Source organism: Aquirufa sp. HETE-40SA (genome assembly GCF_054558635.1).
On the sequence record NZ_JBPXKN010000001.1, the window covers coordinates 332,532 to 354,929 of the forward strand.

A 22,398-nucleotide genomic window follows, 5' to 3' on the forward strand; every position below is an offset into this window, starting at 1 on the left:
CTTCAAAATTAAGAAATTTATTACATTTTTCTTAACCAAATATTTCGGTAACTAACAGCATTTCCATGATCCTGTAAGCTTATTGGTCCAGGACCATGAACTGGATTTAAAGGTTGGCCGATATATTCTGTTGTACCTTGAATCTTCGTATGGTTTTGAACTACAATTCCATTATGAATAACTGTTATATATGCTGGGGTATCAATTCCGCCATTCACTGTAAACACCGGAGCTGTATAAATAATATCATACGTATTCCATTCTCCCATTTTAGTGGTCGCATTAACCAAAGGTGGAGTCTGCTTATAAATGGAGCCAGCCTGGCCATTTCGGTAGGTTTGATTTTGATAGGAATTTAATACTTGTACCTCATACATTCCTTGCATAAATACTCCACTGTTCCCTTTTCCCTGGCTCTTTAACGTTTCTGGCTCGATAGGGGATTGCCATTCGATATGCAATTGATAATTAGTAAACTTTTCTTTTGTAGAAATATTACCAGTTCTTCCTACAACAGTCATTTTTCCATCTTCTACTTTCCAACGTGCTGGTGAACCATCTTTTGCAGATTCCCAATTATCTAAATTCTTTCCATCAAATAATACGATGGCATCCGACGGAATAGTTCCTGGAGTTACCACAGGTATACTTGGTTCCCAATATTCAGTGTCGTTGGGGTTTGTTGGATTTACTTTTACATGACGACGATCTTGTGCATGAATTAGAGTTACCGAACCTAAAAGTAGGGCGGAGATTAAAAATAAGGTCTTTTTCATAGAGTTATAGGTTTGAATTGAACATAAAAAAACCGGCATAAACCGGTTTAAATATAAAGAATATAATTCTTATTTAGCAAAGCTAGCTTTAATAGCTTCTACATCAACTAACTTGATGATAGGTCTTGCTTTTAAAATTTTGATAGCTGCAACCTTGTTGTTAGCTACTGCTTTATTTCTTCTGTCTTTACGTTTTAGTCTAGTTACTGCCATGTCTTTGATAATTTGGTTTGCAAAAATAGCTAAAATCGACTATTATCAAAAATATTATAGCATAATTAATTAAATTTGTTTTTTTAGAAATATGCAGAAACCAGCAAACGCACGAGGTACAAGGGATTTTGGTCCTACAGAAATGGCAAGACGTAATTACGTTTTTGACATCATAAAGACTCATTTTCAAGGATTTGGCTTTCAAACGATTGAAACGCCTGCCATTGAAAATCTGTCTACCTTGACGGGTAAGTATGGCGAAGAGGGTGATCAATTATTATTTAAAATAGTAAATAGTGGTGATTATTTGTCCAAGGTCTCGACTTCAGATATCGAGGCTGGTTCTAAATCATTCACTTCTAAAATTTCTGAAAAAGGTCTTCGCTACGATCTGACAGTACCATTTGCCCGCTTCGTAGCCATGAATCGCAATGACTTAGCTTTTCCTTTCCGTCGGTATCAAATACAACCAGTTTGGAGAGCGGATCGTCCACAGCGTGGTCGCTACCGCGAGTTCTATCAATGCGATGCCGATATTATTGGATCGGATTCTTTAGTAAATGAGGCTGAACTAATTGCCTTATTTCAAGCGATTTTCAATTCATTGAAGTTACGTGCTAACTTATACATAAACTCTCGTAAAATTTTAGCGGGTATTGTAGATAGCCTTGGAGAAAGTGCGCGTTTTGTGTCATTTGCTGTTGCCTTAGATAAATTGGATAAGATTGGATGGGAGAATGTAGCGAATGAATTGATTCAGAATGGATTTTCGGAAGAGAAAACGGTTGTTATTAAGGATTTAGTTTTGTTCGAAGGATCGAACGAAGAGAGAATCGCTAAATTATCTGCGTTTTTTGATACGAATGCCACAGGTTTACAGGGTTTGGCAGAAATCAAAGAGGTTTTATCTTTATCTGAAACGAATGGTTTTTCTTCCGAGAATCTTGTTTTTGATTATAAATTAGCCCGTGGCCTAAGCTATTACACAGGTTTGATCTACGAAGGTAAAGCAGTTGACCTTCCTTTTGGATCTATTGTGGGCGGAGGTCGTTACGATGATTTAACAAGTTCTTTTGGATTGCCTAATATGTCAGGCGTGGGAATCTCTTTTGGTATCGAACGTATTTTGGATGTCATGGAAGAATTAAAGCTTTTCCCTGAAATGGCAACTAGTGCTAGTGCCATTCTTTTTACCTACTTCGATGAAGAGGGACGTAAGGCCAGTTTAGGAATGGCCAATGAATTACGTAAAGTAGGAATTCCAGCGGAGGTTTATCCAGATATTGCCAAAATTAAAAAGTCGTTCGAGTTCGCTGATAAAAAGAAAATCGCATATGTTGCGGTGATAGGGGAGTCTGAATTGAAAGAAGGTAAAGCGAATGTAAAGAATATGAAAAATGGAGAACAGAATCTGCTCTCCATCTCTGAAATGATTGCTTTGTTGAAAGTCTAATTATCTCCAAGCCTTGAATTGATTGATCAATCCGTTCGTAGAAGAATCATGGGAATTAATTTTCTCTTCATTCTCTAATTCCGGAAGAATTGAATTAGCTAATTGCTTTCCTAATTCTACACCCCATTGGTCGTAGCTAAAGATGTTCCAAATAACGCCTTGAACAAAAATTTTGTGTTCATACATGGCGATTAACGAACCTAGAGTAGCTGGGTCAATCTGTTTTACCAGGAATGAATTAGTTGGCTTATTTCCCTCAAACACCTTAAATGGGGCTAATTTCTCAATCTCAGTCTCGCCCAAACCAGCTTTCTGTAATTCAGCAACAACGACTTCTTTCGACTTACCATTCATTAATGCCTCTGTCTGAGCAAAGAAATTAGACATTAATAAAGTGTGGTGGTTACCTATTTTATTGTGAGTTACTGCAGGAGCGATAAAGTCAGCAGGGATTAATTGCGTTCCTTGGTGAATTAATTGGTAGAAGGCGTGTTGGCCGTTCGTACCTGGTTCTCCCCAAATTACTGGACCAGTTGCATAGTTAACACGCTTGCCAGAACGATCAATCGTCTTACCATTCGATTCCATGTCTCCTTGTTGGAAATAGGCTGCAAAACGGTGCATATATTGGTCATAAGGCAAAATGGCGTGAGTAGGAGCATTAAAGAAATTCACATACCAAATTCCCAACAAGCCCAAGATCACAGGAATATTACTTTCAAAAGAAGCGGATGCAAAATGGCTATCCATGGCTTCAGCACCCGCTAATAGTGCCTCGAAGTGTGTGTATCCTACCGATAAACAGATGGATAATCCAATCGCAGACCATAAAGAATAACGGCCGCCTACCCAATCCCAAAACACAAACATATTCGCTGTATCAATGCCAAATTCAGCCACAGCCTTTGTATTCGTAGATAATGCCACAAAATGCTTAGCAACGGCCGCATTGTCTTTAGCCGCAGCTAAGAACCAATCCCTGGCAGAGAAGGCATTCGCCATCGTCTCTTGCGTGGTGAATGTTTTAGAGGCAATTAAAAACAATGTTGTCTCTGGGTTAACTTTCTTTAATGTCTCTGCAATGTGGGTTCCGTCCACATTACTTACAAAGTGTACGTTTAATCGTGTTTTGTAGGGTTTTAATGCTTCAGTCACCATGACGGGACCTAAGTCAGAACCACCAATACCAATGTTTACTACATCCGTAATTTCTTTACCAGAAAACCCTTTCCAAGCACCTGAGACAACTTTCTCAGAAAATTCTTTCATCTGTGCTTTAACCGCTTGAATCTTAGGAATAATATCTTCTCCATCTACTTTGATTGAAGCGGATGATTTAGCCCTTAAGGCTGTATGTAAAACGGAACGACCCTCTGTCTGATTAATCTTATCCCCTGAAAATTGCGCTTTGATGGCCTCTTCTAAACCACATTCTTTAGCTAATTGAAGTAAAGATTGAAAAGCCTTTGCATCAATTAGATTTTTTGAATAGTCAAAAAAGATACCATTAAAAGTTTGGCTATAGGAAGCTTGTCTTGAAGCATCACCTTTAAATAATTCAGCAATCGTTGTAGAAGCTAAACGAGTTTGATCTGATAAGAGTGCTTTATAGGCTGCAGTAGAAGTAAAATTAATCGTTGATAACATGCGGATTATATTAATGAGCTACAAAAATACGGTTTTAAAATAAAAAATGCCAAAATCCACCTGTAATGAATTTTGGCATTTAAGATGAGTTTCAACCTACTATAAATTCGGTTGAGGTGTTTTGCGTAAATAAGGTTTTACAGAAGTGAAGCCTTTAGGGAATTTAGCCACTGCATCTTCATTTGATACCGCGGGTACGATAATCACATCGTCACCATTAACCCAATCAGCCGGTGTTGCCACTTGGTAATTGGCCGTTAATTGTAAGGAATCAATAACACGTAAAATTTCCGTGAAGTTACGTCCTGTTGAGGCAGGGTAGGTAAGTGTCAATTTGATTTTCTTATCTGGTCCAATGACAAATACGGAACGTACCGTTGCTTTCTCAGAAGCATTTGGGTGAATCATATCGTATAATAAAGCCACCTTTTTCTCGGGATCTGCGATAATAGGGAAATTCATTTTAACTGAATTTACTTCCTCGATATCTGGTACCCATTTATTGTGGGATTCTAGGCTATCAACTGATATTGCGATAGGCTTCACGTGACGTTTTTGGAATTCACCATTTAATAGAGCCGTTTTACCTAATTCTGTAGTACATACGGGAGTGAAATCTGCTGGGTGGCTGAATAACAATACCCAAGAATCACCGATGAATTCGTGGAAGTTAATGTGGCCTAATGTGGTTTCTGCACTGAAATCTGGTGCGATATCTCCTAATCTTAATGACATAATGTTAGGGGTTAAATGTTAAAACTAGTTTGTCTATCAAATATATAGATTTATAATTCAATAAAAAAAGCAATCCTAAAATAAGATTGCTTTTAACATTACACTTCATCAACAAACTAAAAACCAAATTAATTAAAATGCTGTAGGAGAAGGATTCGAACCTCCAAGGTGCAGTTAGCCTCGACACAGAACTGATTTAGTGGTCAACCCATTATGCCGTGTTTATCCTGAACTCACCACCCCCGAGACAGGAGGGCACGTCTGCCAATTTCATCACCCTACAGTGAAAATTATTACCTTTGCAATAATTAGTAGGACAAATATAAAAGGAGATTTTTAATTTTTCAAAATTTTTCAAAAATAAATGTCTTTTTTTGCATAATTTTTAATTCGAACCTGAAATAATTACGAAAATTCAATGGAAAAGAAGTTTGAGCTTGATCCTTTAGATTATAAAATATTAGAAATTTTAGTGAAAGATGCTAATTTGCCTTATACGGAAATTGGTTCTCGATTAGATGTATCTGGTGGTACGGTTCACGTACGAATGAAAAAGATGGAATCTTTGGGAATTGTAAAAGGAGCGCAACTACTCATTGATTATTCGAAAATAGGATGGGACATTACCGCATTTTTAGGCATCTATTTAGATAAGAGTAGTTTATATGAAGATGTGGCCAAACAGTTAGAACAGATCCCTGAAGTGGTCAATATTCATTATACGACCGGTATTTATTCCATTTTTGCCAAAATTATCTGCCGCGATACGCAGCATTTGCGCGAAGTTTTGCATGACAAGATTCAACGCGTTACTGGCATTCAGCGTACAGAAACATTCATTTCTTTAGAAGAAAGCCTGATTAGAAATACGCCTTTATTCTAGTTGTTTAGATTTATTCTAAACTAAGTCTATTTTTCTCCAAAATCCTTTTGTAATTTTGTATCATAAATGCAAAATGATGGCAGAGAAAGTAGACGATATTTTACAAGAAGTAACTTCAACCGATTATAAATACGGTTTTGAGTCTCATTTCGAGACAGACGAAGCTCCTATAGGTTTAAGTGAATCAATCATTCATTTTATTTCAGAGAAAAAGAATGAACCGGATTGGATGTTGGAATGGCGATTATCCGCTTACAGATATTGGAGAACATTAGCTGAACCAGATTGGGCGAATCTATTGTATACTCCCACAAAATACGATGAGTTAAAGTATTATTCGGCTCCGGTTCAAAAGAAGCAGTTGAATTCATTAGATGAGATTGATCCGGAATTACGAAGAACTTTTGAAAAACTAGGTATTTCATTGGACGAACAAAAGCGTCTTTCAAATGTGGCTGTGGATGCTGTTATTGACTCTGTTTCTGTAGCGACGACGTTTAAGGATACTTTGGCAGAAAAAGGAGTCATATTTTGTTCTATTTCAGAAGCTGTTAGAGAACATCCAGAATTAATCAAGAAATATTTAGGCTCAGTTGTTCCAGTTAAGGATAATTATTTCGCTGCTTTAAATAGCGCGGTATTTTCAGATGGTTCGTTCTGTTATATTCCCAAAGGCGTTCGTTGCCCAATGGAATTATCTACCTATTTCCGTATCAATGCCTCAGGTACTGGTCAATTTGAGCGTACCCTGATCGTAGCAGAAGATGAATCGTATGTTTCGTATCTAGAAGGTTGTACAGCACCTATGCGCGATGAGAATCAATTACACGCTGCGGTAGTAGAAATTTACGTACATGCAGGTGCTGAAGTGAAGTATTCAACGGTACAAAACTGGTATCCAGGAGATAAAGAAGGAAAAGGTGGTATCTATAATTTCGTAACCAAACGTGGAATTTGTGATGGAGCCCATTCTAAATTATCTTGGACACAGGTAGAAACTGGTTCTGCGGTGACTTGGAAATACCCATCAGTTATCTTAAAAGGGGATTATTCGATTGGTGAATTCTACTCTGTTGCGGTAACTAATAATTACCAACAAGCTGATACAGGTACTAAAATGATTCACTTAGGAAAGCATTCTAAGTCACGTATCGTGTCTAAAGGTATTTCGGCAGGATTCTCGCAGAATTCGTATCGTGGTCTAGTTCAAGTAGCTAGAAAAGCGGATGGATCTAAGAACTTTTCTCAATGTGACTCTTTATTGTTAGGCGATAAGTGTGGGGCTCACACCTTTCCTTATCTAGAAGTTAAAAACAATACATCTTCTGTGGAACATGAGGCTACTACCTCAAAAATTGGTGAAGATCAAATTTTCTATTGTAATCAGCGCGGATTAAGTACTGAAACTGCAGTTGCTTTGATCGTGAATGGATATGCTAAAGAAGTATTGAAACAATTACCTATGGAATTTGCTGTGGAAGCGCAAAAGTTGTTAGCTATTTCATTAGAAGGTTCGGTAGGGTAATTACTTTACACCTCCGGTATGGATGGCCACTAGTTTCGTATTCGGAGCTATGTGGCCATTTTTTATGTGTTCAATTAAAGCGTAGAACATACGTCCGGTGTAGATCGGTTCGATAGGAATACCGTGTTGCTGATGAAATTCCGCACAAAACAGATCTAGTTCATTGTTTTGTTTGGCATATTTACCAAACACATAGGCATCTTCTATTTCTAAATTAATTGGTATTGAGTGCTCCTCAATTTCTGCTCTGTTATTTAATGTCAAGACGCCCACGACTGAGTTGTTCGTGTAATTTGCCAATCCAATAGCTGTTGCTCCTGTTCCTATAGCCGTATAAATTAAATCACAGGAAGGAAGCTCATCAACAAGATCTTCCATCCCTTGAATCGCTAATTCGCCAAATCCACCCTCCGCAATGACAGCGTAATTTTCATAAGCAGATGGAATGGGTTTAGAACGATAGTCCATTCTCGAGATAAAATGCAATTGCATTCCCCAATCATTCATTTGGCTTAAATAGACATTACTTCCTGTAGTTAACTCTTCACCGCGGATGATTCCAACTGTCGGAATTCCCAGCGAATGACCAGCGAAGGCGAGGGCATAGAGGTGATTAGAGTAAGCTCCACCAAAACTTAATAGCCCAGAATGCGTGTTAAATGAGAAGGTTTGAAGATAATTTTTTAATTTGCGCCACTTATTTCCCGATATGATAGGTTGGATGAGATCGTCTCTTTTGATAAACACCTGAATTCCTTTTGAATTCCAGCAGTCATCAAAAATCTCTTCTATCGGAGACGGTAAGTGTAACGCGTTAAATTCGAAATTTGCTATGTCCATCGATCCAGAAATGAATGCTCCTGATTCCGAAGAGGAAGATGATTTATTTGAGCATTTTAATTTCACCGTTGACAAAGGTCAGCAATTACTCAGAATCGACAAATATTTGATGATTAAAATTGCGGGTACTAGTCGCAATAGGATTCAGGTAGGTATTGATGCGGGATCTGTAAAGGTCAATGGGGGCTTGATTAAGTCAAATTACCGCGTAAAGCCTTTGGATACGATATCTGTTTCATTTGCTAATCCTCCACGCGATAAGGAGGTTTACCCGGAAGATATACCGATTGATATTATTTACGAAGATGAGCAACTTATTTTAGTGAACAAATCGCCTGGTATGGTCGTGCATCCAGCTCAGGGCAATTGGACAGGAACATTAGTGAATGGTCTTTTATTTCATTGCCAAAATCTCCCCGGTCAAAAAGATATTCGTCCCGGACTTGTACATCGGATAGATAAAGATACTTCAGGCATATTAGTCATCGGCAAAACCGAATTTGCCCTTAATTTTTTAGGACAACAATTTTTTGAACATACCATTGAACGAACTTATTATGCTATTTGTTGGGGTGTACCTAAAGAATTAAAAGGGACTATACGCAGCAAGATAGGTAGGAGTCCGAAAGACCGTAAGATTCAAGCTATTTTTCCTGAGGATTCTGAGCACGGAAGAATTGCGATTACACATTATGAAGTAGTAGAATCTTTTGGATTTGCTTCCTTTGTACGATTTAAATTAGAAACAGGAAGAACTCATCAAATCAGAGCACATTTTCAATCCATTGGACATCCTTTGTTTTCAGATGCTACGTATGGAGGAGATAAGATTCGGTATATGTCATCCATGGCAAGTTTTAAATCATTTATTGATAATGCCTTCAAAACATGCCCTAGACAAGCATTGCATGCTTATTCTTTAGGGTTTGTTCATCCCACTACGAATGATTTTATGCAGTTTGAACAAGAATTACCAGCGGATTTTTTAACACTTTTAACGAAACTTAGAGCCATCAATGGATAAGATAGATATACGTAGAGCAACAAAAGAAGATATTAGCTTGGTTCGTGATTTGGTCATGGAATTAGCCATTTTTGAAAAGGCGCCTGAAGAAGTAAGTTCCACTGTCGATGATTATGTTACAGGAGGATTTTCAGATAATCCTTTATTTAAAGCTAATCTTATTTATTTGAATGGAGAGTTAGGCGGTTTCTCTTTATGGTACTATCGTTTCTCTACTTGGAAAGGAAGACGTTTTTATTTAGAGGATTTGTACATCAAGGAGAGTTTTCGAGGTAAAGGCTTAGGTAAACGATTAATTATGGAAGCAATCGAAGAAGCTAAGCGAACAAAATGCACAGGAATGATGTGGCAGGTACTAGATTGGAATCAACCTGCTATTGATTTTTATAATAGCTTAGGTGTAAAATTGGATGCTGGTTGGCTTAATGTTCACTTGGATTTATAGTGATCCGCGATCGATAAAATAAAAATCATTTGATTCTCTACCTTTTACCCGATTGATAATCATTTCTGCCGCACGTTCCCCCATTTTCTTGAAGTCATTCGATATAACAGATATACCTTCTGCGATAATCTCTTTTAAAGGCGTATCATCGTAGGAAATAATACCGACGTCTTTCCCTGCCTTTAATTTATTCTTCGTAGTCCAGTTAATCATCTTTATCAATTCGTATTCTCTGAAGACGATATAGGCTTGATTCATTTGCAATTCGTAATCATCATCTAAATCGGGAATGATATCGAATTCTAAGTTATTTTCCGTACAAAATTTAGTAAATCCTTGAATAATTCCGTCTGGGGTATATTGAAAGCTTTTTGAGCTTAATACTAAATTAATCTGTTGGTATTTTTTGACTTTGTCAAGTGATGCAGTAAGTCCTTGGTGAATATTAGATTCGAAATTTTGGTATAGAATGGAATAGTCATCACTAAATTCTTTGATATTAATATCTAGGACCAATAATTTGTCTTTAGGGATTTTTGATACGATTTTAGAAACACTCTTATTAAAATGGGGAAGGATAATGTAATGGTTGTATTTTCCTAAATTGTTCGAAATCAACTCTTCAAATAATTCGATATTATGGTAGTGGAAAAATAGGTTGTGACTTACATCCTCTCCTAAATTTTGGATAATGCTTTCATACAAAATCTCTTTATAGGGGGTTAAAGCATCCATTAAAATGAATACCCGCAAGGCATTTTTTGTATTTGTACTTGATACATAGAATCCCTTACCATGATGGGAACTAATTAATCCTTTTTCACGCAAATCATCGTAGGCCTTCGTAACAGTCATACGTGCCATATTAAAATCATTGGCTACCTTATTGATAGAGGGTAGTTGTTTTCCGTGCTCTAATAAGCCGGAATTAATTCCATCAATAATACCATCAATTAATTGTTGGTATTTAGGTTTGCTACTCTTAGGATCAAAATTTATCATAAGAAAACCATTAATGCATAATTACCTGTTTTTCAATATCTTCCAAATTAGCACCTTTAGTTTCAGGCATCATAAACGTTACGTATGCTAGCTGAGCCACCATCATGACAGCAAAGAATCCAAAAATTAGAGTTCCTCCATAGCTTTCGGTGAACAAAGGAAAAAAATTAGCTACTAATGCTGCAAAAGCCCAGTGTGTTAAAGATCCCCAAGCCATGCCAGAGGCACGGACAGAGTTAGGAAATATCTCCGAGATGAACACCCATATAACAGAACCTTGTCCAATGGCGTGAGAGGCGATGAATGCAAATATGTAAACCGGAACAAACGTAAATGATTCTGTATAAAAGGCGTGAGCAATTAAACTTAGGGTGATAATATAACCAAATGAACCAATAAACATTAAAATTCTTCGACCCACACGATCAATCAAATACCACCCTAATAATGTAAATAGCAAATTTGCAATACCAATACCTGCCGTAGAAAGTAATGCACTTTCAGTACCTAAACCTGTCAATTCATAGATTCTAGGTGCGTAATAAATGATTGCATTGATTCCTGACATTTGGTTAAAAAAGGCAAATAGAAAGGCTAATGTTAATGGCCAAACAAATTTGCCTGAGAACAAGCGTTCCTTTTCAGTGCTTTGTTTTGCATTATTCTGAATTCGCAGAATTGTTTCCTCCGGATTAGGATCAGCTAATTCCAATACCTTCCGTGCGCCAGCTAAATCATTTCGCTTTAATAATAAAAACAAGGGAGTTTCTGGAGTTAATAGAATTAAAATAGAAAATAAGAGGGAAGGAAGAGAAACAACTCCTAACATTATCCGCCAATCATTCTCCATTCCTTGGATAAAGTAATTTGAAACGTAGGCAATCAAAATACCTAATACAATGTTCAACTGGAATGATATTACCAACTTTCCTCGATGCTTTGCAGGTGCTATTTCCGATATATATATAGGTGCCACCACAGATGAGGCACCTATACCTAGGCCACCCAAAAAGCGAAATAACATAAATAAATTAACATCAGGTGCGATAGCTGCCCCTATGGAGGAGATAAAGAAGCTTAATCCTATCCAGAATAAGGTCTTCTTACGTCCAAATAAATCTGCTGGAATTCCTCCAAGTGCTGCACCTATTACTGTACCATATAGTGCTGCAGCAATGGCCAAACCATGAGTGAAAGGGTCTAGTTTCCATAATTGTTGAATTGCAAGTTCTGCTCCTGATATTACCGCGACGTCCATTCCAAATAAAAGACCTCCTAAACCTACTGTGATGGACCAGAAAATAACATGTTTATTCATAGTAGTATTTGTTTCAGATTGAATGTAGAAATTGAGGTTGATTTATATTTATAAAAGTGACGATTGTGTAATTTTCATGAAGTTAAACAATATTTGATGATCATTTAGTTGTGACCCAAGTTTTGGAAATAAAGGCAGCTACAAAACCTAAAATTACAATCAAATACAAAGCTTTATCCAAGCCAATAAAATCTGATAAATAACCGATAAGGACAGGGCCTATTAAAAAACCAATGTAAGCAATGGTTGATACGCCTGCAATAGCAATCGAAGGCATAATTTTCTTCTGGTTCCCGGCTTGTGAATAAATTAAAGGGACAATCGTAGAGATTCCAATTCCTGTTATAAAACAGCCTGCTATTTTTAGGAAGATGGAGGTAAATAAAAGTGTAAGTAACATGCCAAAGCCTAGTAAAATTCCATTTAATACAAGAATATTGGAAACTCCATATTTTAAAGAAATTGAATCGCCTATAAATCGCCCTACTACCATGGCAGCAGCAAAGAAGGAAAAACCAATGGTAATGGGGAAAGGGGAGTTTGGGCTATATTCCTTAAAATACAAAGAAATCCAATCAGCCATGGCTCCTTCACATAACATGCCACAGAAAGCAATAAATGACAGGGTTATTAAATAGGGCCCTAAGTTTAAAATAGATGACTTAGGTTTACTTTCATCTTGAACCGGTTTATCAATTAATAGATTGGGGAAACTAAGGGGTATTATGATGATATTCAATAAAGCTACTAGGCTAAAATGTTCTTGTGTTGTAAAACTTTCTTTTTCCAAGATCCCTCCTAAAAAAGCGCCTGCCATTAAACCAATGGAAAATATAGCATGAAAGGAAGACATGATAATCTTATTTATTTTTGCCTCTAAACTGACTACCTGTGTATTCATGGCTATATTCATTATATCACCTGCCATTCCAAAGAAAAATAGACCTGTAAATAAAGTTACAGCAGAACTTAAATAGCCCAAACTAGGTAATACCACCACATACATAACCACAGCAATTAGGGTTATCCACCTGGAAGCATATTTAGTTAAAAGCCAACCTGCGATGGGTAAAGAAACTAATGATCCTATGGGCAAGCCCATTAAGACGGTACCTAATTCAGCATCTGAAAGATGAAGTGTAGCTTTAAAATCAGGAATACGAGTCGCCCAAGTGGCAAAATTCAATCCACATATAAAAAACAAAATACCAATACTAAAACGAGCTTTTTTCATTATTGTAACAACAATCCTTCGACTTCCTTCCAATTATTTACTCTTTTAAAGTCATTTATATGAAGATTATGCGGGGCTGTAAATAGGAGTGGAGTTCCGGTAAATGTATGCAGATTTTTTTCATGGTCATCAATTAAGTAATCCGCTTGTATCATATGCTTGTGACCACAGAATACAATATGTTTCCATGTGATAAATGGAAAATGTTGCTCCATCCAGGTTAATTTCTCTTTTAATGAATTTGGGAATTCAGTAGCTGCAGAAACAATAAATATTTCATATTGATCTGATAATTTGCGAACCACTTCCACAGCATCCTCATTCACTGGTATGTTTTCGAAGAATCCAGGTTCCCATAAGAAAGAATTATTGGTTAAATAATGACCATAAAACTCTTCTTTAAGTGTTTTATCACCAAACAATAGCTCTTGGTAGGTGTAATTTTTATCAACTAATTGATTAATTCGATCAATGATGACGTGTGTAGTTTTAGCTAAAACATCATCCATATCAATGGCGATTCTTTTCATAAAGTATTGTTCAAAAAAAAACTCCCCAAATATGGGGAGTTTTCAAGGATTAATCTAATTTAAATTACATCATTCCACCCATTCCACCGCCACCTTGGCCGTGTCCATGAGCAGGTTCGTTTGCTGGTTTATCAGCAATCACACATTCTGTTGTCAACAACAAGCCTGCGATGGACGCTGCATTTTCCAATGCTAAACGTGTAACCTTAGTAGGGTCAATAATACCTGCTGCGATCATATTTTCATATTTATCTTCACGAGCATTGTAACCAAAATCATCTTTTCCTGCTTTAACAGCATTAATAACTACAGAACCTTCACCACCTGCATTCGCAACGATGGTACGTAATGGAGATTCTACTGCTTGACGAATAATGTTGATACCTGTTAATTGATCTTCATTTTCACCTTTTAATTTATCTAAAGCTTGGATAGCGCGAATAAGTGCGACACCACCACCTGCAACGATTCCTTCTTCAACTGCAGCGCGAGTAGCATGTAAAGCATCATCAACGCGGTCTTTCTTCTCTTTCATCTCCACTTCCGTAGCAGCTCCGATGTAAAGGATAGCCACACCACCCGATAATTTTGCTAAACGCTCTTGTAATTTCTCACGATCGTAATCAGACGTAGTATTCTCGATTTGAGCCTTGATCTGGTTTACGCGATTTTCGATATTGTCTTTCGATCCAGCACCATTGACAATAGTCGTATTGTCTTTGTCAATGATTACTTTTTCAGCTTGGCCTAAATATTCGATGGTAGCATTCTCTAATTTGAAACCACGTTCTTCTGCGATAACAGTTCCACCAGTTAAGATAGCGATATCTTCTAGCATTGCTTTACGACGATCACCGAAACCTGGAGCCTTCACTGCAGCCACTTTCAATGCACCACGCATCTTGTTTACTACTAAAGTTGCTAATGCCTCTCCGTCTACATCTTCTGAGATGATTAATAGGGGACGACCTGTTTGCGCCACTACTTCTAATACAGGAAGTAATTCCTTCATAGAAGAAACCTTTTTCTCAGAAATTAAGATAAATGGTTTCTCTAATTCGACTTCCATTTTATCTGTATTCGTTACGAAGTACGCAGATAAATATCCACGATCGAATTGCATACCCTCTACCGTCTTAACTTCAGTTTCTGTACCACGTGCTTCTTCTACTGTAATAACACCTTCACGGCCTACTTTCTCCATGGCTGAAGAAATCATGGTTCCGATTTCAGAATCATTATTCGCTGAGATGGTTGCCACCTGAGCAATTTCCTTTGAAGTTGTAATTGCACGGGACTGCTTCTTTAAATCAGTTACAATAGCATCTACTGCTTTCTCGATACCGCGTTTCAAATCCATTGGATTTGCTCCTGCAGCAACGTTTTTAGAACCAATTGTGTAGATGGATTGTGCTAAAACAGTAGCTGTTGTTGTTCCATCACCCGCTTGATCAGCTGTTTTGGATGCAACTTCTTTTACTAACTGAGCTCCCATGTTCTCTACTGCGTCCTCTAATTCAATTTCTTTCGCTACAGATACACCATCCTTTGTAATCGATGGAGAGCCGAATTTTTTATCAATAATAACATTACGACCTTTAGGTCCTAACGTTACTTTAACTGCGTTTGCAAGGGTATCAACCCCTCTCTTCATTTTTTCGCGCGCTTCGCTGTCGAAAAATAGTTCCTTTGCCATATTATTTTGTAATTAATGTTGTGTTAAAATTATAAAACTGCAAAAATGTCAGACTCACGCATGATTAGGTAATCTTTACCGTCTATAGTGATTTCTGTACCTGAGTATTTACCATACAATACAGAATCACCTACTTTAACAGTAATAGGCTCGTCCTTCTTTCCATTTCCTACCGCTACGATTGTTCCTTTTTGTGGTTTCTCTTTCGCTGTGTCAGGAATAATAATACCAAATGCTGTTTTTTCTTCAGCTTGAGCTGGTTCTACAACAACCCGATCCGCTAAGGGCTTAATACTTAAATTTGACATGTGTTATAAATTTAATTTTTAAATTAGAGATTATACAACCATGCGAACATGGCAGAACTGGTCATACAATAATAATGCCAAAACTCATTGCTGAAATTTTGGCAGTATTAGAAAAAATATAGTAGGTACTAACTATTGCTTAGGTGCTACTGGAGCAGGAGCAACAGGTACCGTTTTAGTAGCTGCTTTTTCTACGTTTACTGAGGTGCTTGTTTCTTTTGTATCTGTTAAGCTGAAATTAGTGGCTAAGACCAATACTAAAATAGCAATAGAAAAACCCCAAGTTAATTGTTCAACTAAATCACCTGTCTTTTGAACACCAAACATTTGTGTTGCTCCAGAAGAAGAGAACTCCCCGCTAATTCCACCGCCTTTAGGATTTTGCACTAAAATAAGCACAACTAATAAGGCAGAGAATATGATAATCAATGAAATCAATAAAGTAAACATATTTATTCTGTTAGTAAATTTTGTAATTCTGAAATTCGAGATGCAAAGTAAAGTCTTTTTTCAGGTTTAATCAAACTTAACTTCTCATATAATTCAATTGCTTGTAAATATTTACCCTGCTTAGTGAGAAGAATAGCCACCGTTTCAGAAACAGGTAGGCTAAATTCGATTACTGATAAATCCTCTTGAGGGGAATCTTCGAGATCTGATCTTTTAGGCTTAGCCAAAGTAGGCTGATTCAAGATGAATTGATCAATTAATGCCACTTGTAATGCTTTTATCTCTTCAGCTGGAACGGGGTCAGTTGTTTCATCCAGTTCACCTTGGATATCATAGATTGATTGAAAATATAGTTTTCGTCGTGAAGATTGTAGGGCAATTCTTTGTTGCTTTAGTATAGAATAACGTTCATTCCAATGTAATAAATAGTAATAAGGGTAAATCAATTTATCCTGATTCAGCTCACTTTGATCTGATCGATCAATTTTATTTAATAAAAACCAAAGCTTTTGTGCGTTTGACATATACGTATTACCAGTCACCTGCAATTTTATTAAACAAATCTAAAATAATTTGATCAACTAACTTCGGAATTAGTTCTTTTTCTACTTGTGGCAAAGTTTGATTTTGTGGGAAATCCTGATAGAAAGAGAACTCTTGTTCGAAGTTTTTATCTTCATCTAGGCGATTAATTAATCGAAATTGAATAGTTAAAGTTAATCGATTCAATCCCGCTTTATCATCGCCAGTAGGAGCCTGAGGTGTTAATTCATAACCTATTATAGATCCTTCTATTTGTAAATCGGGATTCTTGTTGTTGATTTTCAAGGAGGTATTGCGTTGAAAATACTCTTTTAGTTTTTCATTAATTGTCAGACTTAAATTCGCGGGGCCACCTGCTGTCTCCATTCGGATATTGCTGATTTGAATCGTTTTTAAATTAGGATCTAAACTAGCACCCTTAAAACTATAACAAGAGGATAGCATGATTAGTACTCCTAAAAAAAGGCAAAGATTAATCCAATTCTTCCAAATCATATTGCTTTATTTTACGGTATAATGTACGTTCTGAAATTCCCAGGTCCTTTGCTGCATATTTTCGTTTATTTTTGTTTTTCTTCAATGCTCGAATGATAATCTCTTTTTCCTGTTTCTCTAAGGATAAGGTCACATCATTGGCCGGTAAGATAATCTCTTCGTAAATAGAATCAATAGGTTCTTCTGTAAATTTAGTCTCCTCCTGTTCATGACTAGGTAAAGATAAACCGGGGATTGGGGTACTTACTTCCGCATGATTTCTTACATCTTCAAATACAGCCATTTTATCATGTAATATTTCATAGGCCTTAGATTGATCTGATTCCACTACTTTCAATAATATTTTTTTCAATTCTGTTACATCTCTCTTTAGATCAAATAGAATCTTGTATAAAATCTCGCGTTCATTCATTCCCTCTGGCCCAGAGAATGCATCTGACTTGACAACTGAATTACCTAATTTAGGTTCGTTGAATTCCAAATAATATTGCAACTGTAATTCATCGATGATTCTATCCCCTAATTCAAGAACAGATATTTGTTCAGCCAGATTCTTTAATTGACGTATGTTACCTGGAAAGCGTTGTTTTTGTAACAGCTCTTTAGCCTCTTTCGTTAGCATAATCGGCTTAACCCGATGTGACTCTGAGAAATCAGTTGTAAATTTTCTAAACAACAATTCAATATCATCTCCACGCTCACGTAAAGGGGGGACATAAATAGGTACCGTACTTAAACGGTAGTATAAATCTTCTCTGAATTTCCCCTTTTCAATAGCCTGTTGTAAGTTTAAATTGGTGGCCGCTACCACGCGTGCATTAGTTTTTTGAACTTTGGAAGAACCGACACGGTAAAATTCACCATTTTCTAACACACGCAACAAGCGAGCCTGTGTTCCTAAGGGCATTTCAGCAATCTCATCTAAAAAGATGGTACCTCCATCAGTTACCTCAAAATAGCCCTTGCGAGCTTCAATAGCTCCTGTAAAGGATCCTTTTTCATGACCAAATAATTCGGAATCAATCGTTCCTTCCGGTATAGCACCACAGTTAACAGCGATAAAGGCTCCGTGTTTGCGTTTAGAAAGGGAATGAATGATTTTGGAAAATGATTCTTTACCCGAACCACTTTCCCCTGTAATCAATACGGTCATATCCGTCGCGGCTACTTGCTCTGCTACAGAAATGGCACGCAAAAGGGCAGGGGCATTTCCAATGATTCCAAAACGTGCTTTTATACTAGCAAGATGACTGTTATCTAACATAATTCACCTAATAAAGTTCCTGATGTACAATGAGTTATATTTACAAAAACATAATCTCCTTTGGCTTCGTTTCCTTTAGGAAAAACAACTACTTTGTTCGAATCAATTTTGCCAAAATGATGCATTTTAGATTTTTTTGAATCCCCTTCCACCAATACTTGCACTTTTCTACCCACCCACATTTCATTGCGTTTGGCAGAATGAATACGCTGCAAATCGATAATTTCTTGAAGGCGACGCATTTTCACCTCTTCCGGTACATCATCAGTTAATTTCTTCTCTGCAGGTGTTCCAGGACGCTCAGAATAAGCAAACATATAGCCAAAGTCGTATTCTACTTCGGTTAATAATGACAATGTATCTTGGTGATCTTCCTCTGTTTCAGTACAAAATCCTGCAATCATATCCTGTGAAACTCCACATTCCTCACCTAAAATGGTTCGAATTGATTTAATTCGGTCTAAATACCATTCACGGGTATAAGAACGTTTCATTAATTCTAAAATACGGTTGCTTCCACTTTGCGCAGGTAAATGAATGTTTTTGCAAATGTTATCATACTTCTTCATCGTATATAAAACTTCATCCGTAATATCCTTAGGATGAGAGGTTGAGAATCGAACTCGAAGCAATGGATCTACTAAGGCAACGGCTTCTAATAATTGGGCAAAATTGACCAGTTGTCCATTTCCTGAAGACCATTTATAAGAATCAACGTTCTGACCTAATAGGGTGACCTCACGGTAGCCTTGCGCGACTAATTTTTCGCATTCTGCGATGATAGAAGGTAAATCACGAGATCTTTCACGGCCTCTGGTGTAAGGCACAACGCAGAAAGTGCACATATTATCACAACCACGCATGATACTGACCATAGCAGTAACACCATTTGAATTTAGTCGAACAGGTTCGATGTTTCCGTAAGTCTCCTCACGAGAAAGGAAAACGTTGATGGCTTTTTGGCCATCTGAAACTTCATCTAATAAGGCAGGTAAATCACGGTAGGCATCTGGACCAGCGACTAGATCGACAATTTTCTCCTCATCAATCAACTTGGTCTTCAAGCGTTCCGCCATACAACCCAAAATCCCAACGGTTAAGGCTGGATTCTTCGCTTTCAAATGAGTGAATACTTGCAAGCGATGGCGAATCTTATGTTCTGCATTCTCACGAATGGCACATGTATTTAATAGAATAGTATGGGCTTCTTTGACATTTGATGTAGTAATGTATCCGTTTTCTTGAAGGATGGAAGTTACCACTTCAGAATCCGCAAAATTCATCTGACAGCCATAACTTTCGATATAGACCTTTTTCCCAAAAGAGTTCTCTGCCACCTGATCTTCCGAAATTCTCGGAACATCCAAACCCTCTTTCTCTTCCTTCGTCAGTACTTTTAAATCTTGCATTTTACAATCAATGAAATTTAGATTGCAAATTTATGACATTTTGGCAGTAATTCTATTCGATTCTACCGGAATTTAGATAAATAACCTGATCAGAATGTGTAGTTAGTTTCTCGTTGTGCGTTACCATGATAATACGTTGTTGCCAAACCGCTTTTAATTCAACAAATAAATCATATAAAGTTTCCGCATTCTTATTATCTAAATTACCCGTAGGTTCATCCGCTAATAGGAGAGTGGGGCGATTAATTAATGCCCTTGCAACTGCAACGCGTTGTTGCTCTCCACCTGATATTTGTGAAGGTAATTTTTTTAAAATCGGCTCTATACCTAATGTTTGAACTATTTTATTAAACAATTCAAGATCTGCTTCCTTTATATTTTCACCTTTTATAAATAAAGGGAATTTGATGTTTTCTTCGCAGCTAAATTCTCCCAATAAGTTATGAAATTGAAAAACAAAACCTAGTTTTTGATTTCGAAATGTAGCTTGATCTCTTTCAGTTAGAGACGAATAGTCAATACCGTCCAAGTAGATCCGGCCAGAATCTGCTTTCATCAATAAGCCCATGATCTGTAGAAGTGTACTTTTACCTGATCCTGAAGGTCCTAAAATACTCACCATTTCAGACTCCTTTACTTGTAAAGAGATATTGTCTAGAATTAATTGAGTTCCGTAACTTTTGGAAATATTTTTTAATTCTAACATTTTTTTGTCTTTTTTTTAGAATGTTTGAATGAATGACTTGTTATTTAATATTTACGCAAATAAATAGTAATTTCACGAAATTAAAATTTTACTAAATGAATATTCACGAATATCAAGCGAAAGAAATCTTAAAAGGTTACGGAGTGCGCATTCAAGAAGGAATTGTGATTGACTCTGTTGACAACGCTATTTCGGCGGCTGAGCAATTAAAAGTTCAGACTGGTACAGGATGGTTTGTTGTTAAAGCTCAAATTCATGCGGGTGGCCGTGGAAAAGGGGGCGGTGTTAAACTAGCAAAAAACTTAGATGAAGTAAAAGAGCGCGTTTCTCAAATATTGGGAATGCAATTAATTACGCACCAAACTGGTCCTGAAGGAAAGAAAGTTAACAAGGTTTTGATCTCTGAGGATGTATACTATCCAGGTGATTCTGAGCCGAAAGAATACTATTTATCGATCTTATTAGACCGCGCAAAGGCTTGCAATGTGATCATGGCAAGTACAGAAGGTGGAATGGACATTGAAGAAGTGGCGGAACACAGCCCTGAAAAAATTATTAAAGAATGGATTGATCCACGTGTGGGTCTTCAAGACTTTCAAGCACGCAAGGTTGCTTTTGCTCTAGGTTTGAGTGGAGCGGCATTAAAAGAGATGGTTAAATTCATCCAATCATTGTATCGTGCCTATGTAGAGACTGATTCATCTATGTTTGAAATCAATCCAGTGTTGAAGACGTCTGATGATAAAATCTTAGCAGTAGATGCCAAAGTAAACTTAGATGATAACGCTTTATTCCGTCACAAAGACTTAGCGGTTTTACGTGATATCGAAGAAGAGGATCCATTAGAAGTAGAAGCATCTGAAAATGATCTTAACTACGTTAAATTAGATGGTAACGTAGGTTGCATGGTGAACGGAGCTGGTTTAGCGATGGCTACCATGGATATTATTAAATTATCTGGTGGCGATCCCGCTAACTTCCTTGATGTAGGGGGTGGAGCAAACGCGAAAACAGTAGAAGCTGGTTTCCGCATTATCCTTCAAGATCCTAATGTGAAAGCAATTTTGATCAATATCTTCGGTGGTATCGTTCGTTGCGATCGCGTTGCAAACGGAGTTGTAGAAGCGTACAAAAACATTGGAGAGATTAATATCCCAATTATTGTTCGTCTTCAAGGGACAAATGCAGAAGAAGGTGCTGCGATCATTAATAATTCTGGCTTGAAAGTATTCTCAGCTGTTTTATTAAAGGATGCTGCTCGTTTAGTATCAGAAGTATTGAAATAAGCCATGAAAATTATTTGCATCGGTCGTAATTACGTAGATCATATTACAGAATTATCGAATGAAAGGCCTACTGAACCAGTGGTCTTCTTAAAGCCTGATACGGCTTTAATAGAGGCAAATAGTCACTTTTACTATCCTAAATTCTCCTCTGATGTTCATTACGAACTCGAGTTAGTATTTAGGATAGGCAAAGTGGGCAAAAATATTGAAGCAAAATTTGCACACAAATACATCGATTCTTACGGCTTAGGTATTGACTTTACAGCTAGAGATGTACAGAGTAAATTAAAAGAAAAAGGACTTCCTTGGGAAAAAGCCAAAGCCTTTAATGGTTCTGCATTTGTTAGTGCAATGCAGCCTTTTGAACCTGCTATTCTTGAAAATCCTATTCACTTTACGTTGCACAAAAACGGAACATTAGTTCAAGATGGAAATTCTGAATTGATGATTTGGAATGTGGCTGAACTTATTGAAGAAGTCTCCAAATATTTTACGCTAAAGACAGGTGATTATATTTTTACCGGAACACCTGCGGGTGTAGGCCCTGTTGCCATCGGAGATGTATTGACTGGGGCATTAGAAGGTTCTCCGTTATTTGAATTATCTATCTCTTAAT

24 protein-coding genes are annotated in these 22,398 nt (G+C 37.1%); 7 read left to right on the forward strand and 17 right to left on the reverse strand.

Features of this window, described 5'->3' with window-relative positions:
- Positions 1–20: 20 nt before the first annotated feature.
- Together ACRZ9O_RS01490 and ACRZ9O_RS01495 are read right to left on the reverse strand one after the other, a co-directional pair.
- Positions 21–776, reverse strand: a complete 756-nt coding sequence (locus tag ACRZ9O_RS01490) for a 3-keto-disaccharide hydrolase (protein ID WP_459455687.1) — start codon at positions 774–776, stop codon at positions 21–23.
- Between the two features lie 69 nt (positions 777–845).
- Positions 846–989, reverse strand: coding sequence for a hypothetical protein (locus ACRZ9O_RS01495; protein ID WP_201737843.1), 144 nt, complete (start codon positions 987–989; stop codon positions 846–848).
- Between the two features lie 91 nt (positions 990–1,080).
- On the opposite strand from ACRZ9O_RS01495, the gene hisS reads away from it, so the two are divergent.
- Positions 1,081–2,442 (forward strand): histidine--tRNA ligase, encoded by a 1,362-nt coding sequence (gene hisS / locus ACRZ9O_RS01500; protein WP_459455690.1) that lies wholly within the window; start codon positions 1,081–1,083, stop codon positions 2,440–2,442.
- On the opposite strand, the gene pgi is transcribed toward hisS, so the two are convergent.
- Complete coding sequence (gene pgi, locus ACRZ9O_RS01505; protein WP_459455692.1) at positions 2,443–4,089, reverse strand: glucose-6-phosphate isomerase; 1,647 nt, start codon at positions 4,087–4,089, stop codon at positions 2,443–2,445.
- A 99-nt stretch (positions 4,090–4,188) separates the two neighbouring features.
- A complete protein-coding gene (locus ACRZ9O_RS01510; protein ID WP_459455694.1) occupies positions 4,189–4,824 on the reverse strand; it encodes a peroxiredoxin in 636 nt (211 codons plus the stop codon).
- Positions 4,825–5,242: 418 nt separating this feature from the next.
- Between ACRZ9O_RS01510 and ACRZ9O_RS01515 the strand changes: the two genes are divergently transcribed.
- Positions 5,243–5,707 (forward strand): Lrp/AsnC ligand binding domain-containing protein, encoded by a 465-nt coding sequence (locus ACRZ9O_RS01515; RefSeq protein ID WP_130896730.1) that lies wholly within the window; start codon positions 5,243–5,245, stop codon positions 5,705–5,707.
- A 76-nt stretch (positions 5,708–5,783) separates the two neighbouring features.
- Entirely contained in the window at positions 5,784–7,232 is a 1,449-nt protein-coding gene (sufB, locus tag ACRZ9O_RS01520; RefSeq protein ID WP_459455696.1) for a Fe-S cluster assembly protein SufB, read from the forward strand.
- Here the strand turns inward: sufB and ACRZ9O_RS01525 are convergent, their stop codons facing one another.
- Positions 7,233–8,072: a 1-aminocyclopropane-1-carboxylate deaminase/D-cysteine desulfhydrase gene (locus ACRZ9O_RS01525; protein ID WP_459455698.1), complete on the reverse strand. Its 840-nt coding sequence runs from the start codon at positions 8,070–8,072 to the stop codon at positions 7,233–7,235. It abuts the gene before it with no gap.
- Between ACRZ9O_RS01525 and ACRZ9O_RS01530 the strand changes: the two genes are divergently transcribed.
- Entirely contained in the window at positions 8,065–9,096 is a 1,032-nt protein-coding gene (locus ACRZ9O_RS01530; protein ID WP_459455700.1) for an RluA family pseudouridine synthase, read from the forward strand. The genes ACRZ9O_RS01525 and ACRZ9O_RS01530 overlap by 8 nt on opposite strands.
- Complete coding sequence (locus ACRZ9O_RS01535) at positions 9,089–9,541, forward strand: N-acetyltransferase family protein (RefSeq protein WP_459455702.1); 453 nt, start codon at positions 9,089–9,091, stop codon at positions 9,539–9,541. Before ACRZ9O_RS01530 ends, ACRZ9O_RS01535 begins: the two co-directional genes overlap by 8 nt.
- Here ACRZ9O_RS01535 and ACRZ9O_RS01540 read toward each other — a convergent pair.
- The 12 genes from ACRZ9O_RS01540 to ACRZ9O_RS01595 all read right to left on the reverse strand — a co-directional run bounded on the left by ACRZ9O_RS01540 (position 9,536) and on the right by ACRZ9O_RS01595 (position 20,496).
- Entirely contained in the window at positions 9,536–10,543 is a 1,008-nt protein-coding gene (locus ACRZ9O_RS01540; protein WP_459455704.1) for a GntR family transcriptional regulator, read from the reverse strand. The two genes, ACRZ9O_RS01535 and ACRZ9O_RS01540, sit on opposite strands and share 6 nt — an antisense overlap.
- A 10-nt stretch (positions 10,544–10,553) precedes the next feature.
- Complete coding sequence (locus ACRZ9O_RS01545; protein WP_459455706.1) at positions 10,554–11,861, reverse strand: sugar porter family MFS transporter; 1,308 nt, start codon at positions 11,859–11,861, stop codon at positions 10,554–10,556.
- A gap of 100 nt (positions 11,862–11,961) precedes the next feature.
- Positions 11,962–13,095 carry an MFS transporter gene (locus ACRZ9O_RS01550; protein ID WP_459455708.1) on the reverse strand — a complete coding sequence of 378 codons (1,134 nt, stop codon included), beginning with the start codon at positions 13,093–13,095 and terminating at the stop codon, positions 11,962–11,964.
- Positions 13,095–13,625, reverse strand: a complete 531-nt coding sequence (locus ACRZ9O_RS01555) for a 5' nucleotidase, NT5C type (protein WP_459455710.1) — start codon at positions 13,623–13,625, stop codon at positions 13,095–13,097. Before ACRZ9O_RS01555 ends, ACRZ9O_RS01550 begins: the two co-directional genes overlap by 1 nt.
- Positions 13,626–13,689: 64 nt before the next feature.
- Entirely contained in the window at positions 13,690–15,321 is a 1,632-nt protein-coding gene (groL, locus tag ACRZ9O_RS01560; RefSeq protein WP_459455712.1) for a chaperonin GroEL, read from the reverse strand.
- A 29-nt stretch (positions 15,322–15,350) separates the two neighbouring features.
- A complete protein-coding gene (locus tag ACRZ9O_RS01565) occupies positions 15,351–15,629 on the reverse strand; it encodes a co-chaperone GroES (protein WP_223130676.1) in 279 nt (92 codons plus the stop codon).
- Positions 15,630–15,761: 132 nt separating this feature from the next.
- Positions 15,762–16,079, reverse strand: coding sequence for a preprotein translocase subunit SecG (gene secG, locus ACRZ9O_RS01570; protein WP_459455714.1), 318 nt, complete (start codon positions 16,077–16,079; stop codon positions 15,762–15,764).
- A gap of 2 nt (positions 16,080–16,081) precedes the next feature.
- Positions 16,082–16,603, reverse strand: a complete 522-nt coding sequence (locus tag ACRZ9O_RS01575; protein WP_459455716.1) for a hypothetical protein — start codon at positions 16,601–16,603, stop codon at positions 16,082–16,084.
- A 7-nt stretch (positions 16,604–16,610) separates the two neighbouring features.
- Positions 16,611–17,117, reverse strand: coding sequence for an LptE family protein (locus ACRZ9O_RS01580; protein WP_459455718.1), 507 nt, complete (start codon positions 17,115–17,117; stop codon positions 16,611–16,613).
- Positions 17,095–18,381, reverse strand: a complete 1,287-nt coding sequence (locus tag ACRZ9O_RS01585; protein WP_459455720.1) for a sigma-54 interaction domain-containing protein — start codon at positions 18,379–18,381, stop codon at positions 17,095–17,097. Before ACRZ9O_RS01585 ends, ACRZ9O_RS01580 begins: the two co-directional genes overlap by 23 nt.
- Positions 18,375–19,790 carry a tRNA (N6-isopentenyl adenosine(37)-C2)-methylthiotransferase MiaB gene (gene miaB / locus ACRZ9O_RS01590; protein WP_459455722.1) on the reverse strand — a complete coding sequence of 472 codons (1,416 nt, stop codon included), beginning with the start codon at positions 19,788–19,790 and terminating at the stop codon, positions 18,375–18,377. The genes ACRZ9O_RS01585 and miaB overlap by 7 nt, the downstream gene beginning before the upstream one ends.
- Before the next feature lie 52 nt (positions 19,791–19,842).
- Positions 19,843–20,496, reverse strand: coding sequence for an ABC transporter ATP-binding protein (locus tag ACRZ9O_RS01595; protein WP_459455724.1), 654 nt, complete (start codon positions 20,494–20,496; stop codon positions 19,843–19,845).
- 95 nt (positions 20,497–20,591) lie between these two features.
- Between ACRZ9O_RS01595 and sucC the strand changes: the two genes are divergently transcribed.
- Complete coding sequence (sucC, locus tag ACRZ9O_RS01600; protein ID WP_459455726.1) at positions 20,592–21,782, forward strand: ADP-forming succinate--CoA ligase subunit beta; 1,191 nt, start codon at positions 20,592–20,594, stop codon at positions 21,780–21,782.
- A 3-nt stretch (positions 21,783–21,785) separates the two neighbouring features.
- On the forward strand, positions 21,786–22,397 hold the full coding sequence (locus ACRZ9O_RS01605) for a fumarylacetoacetate hydrolase family protein (protein WP_459455728.1): 612 nt from the start codon (positions 21,786–21,788) through the stop codon (positions 22,395–22,397).
- The last annotated feature ends 1 nt before the right edge of the window (position 22,398 follow it).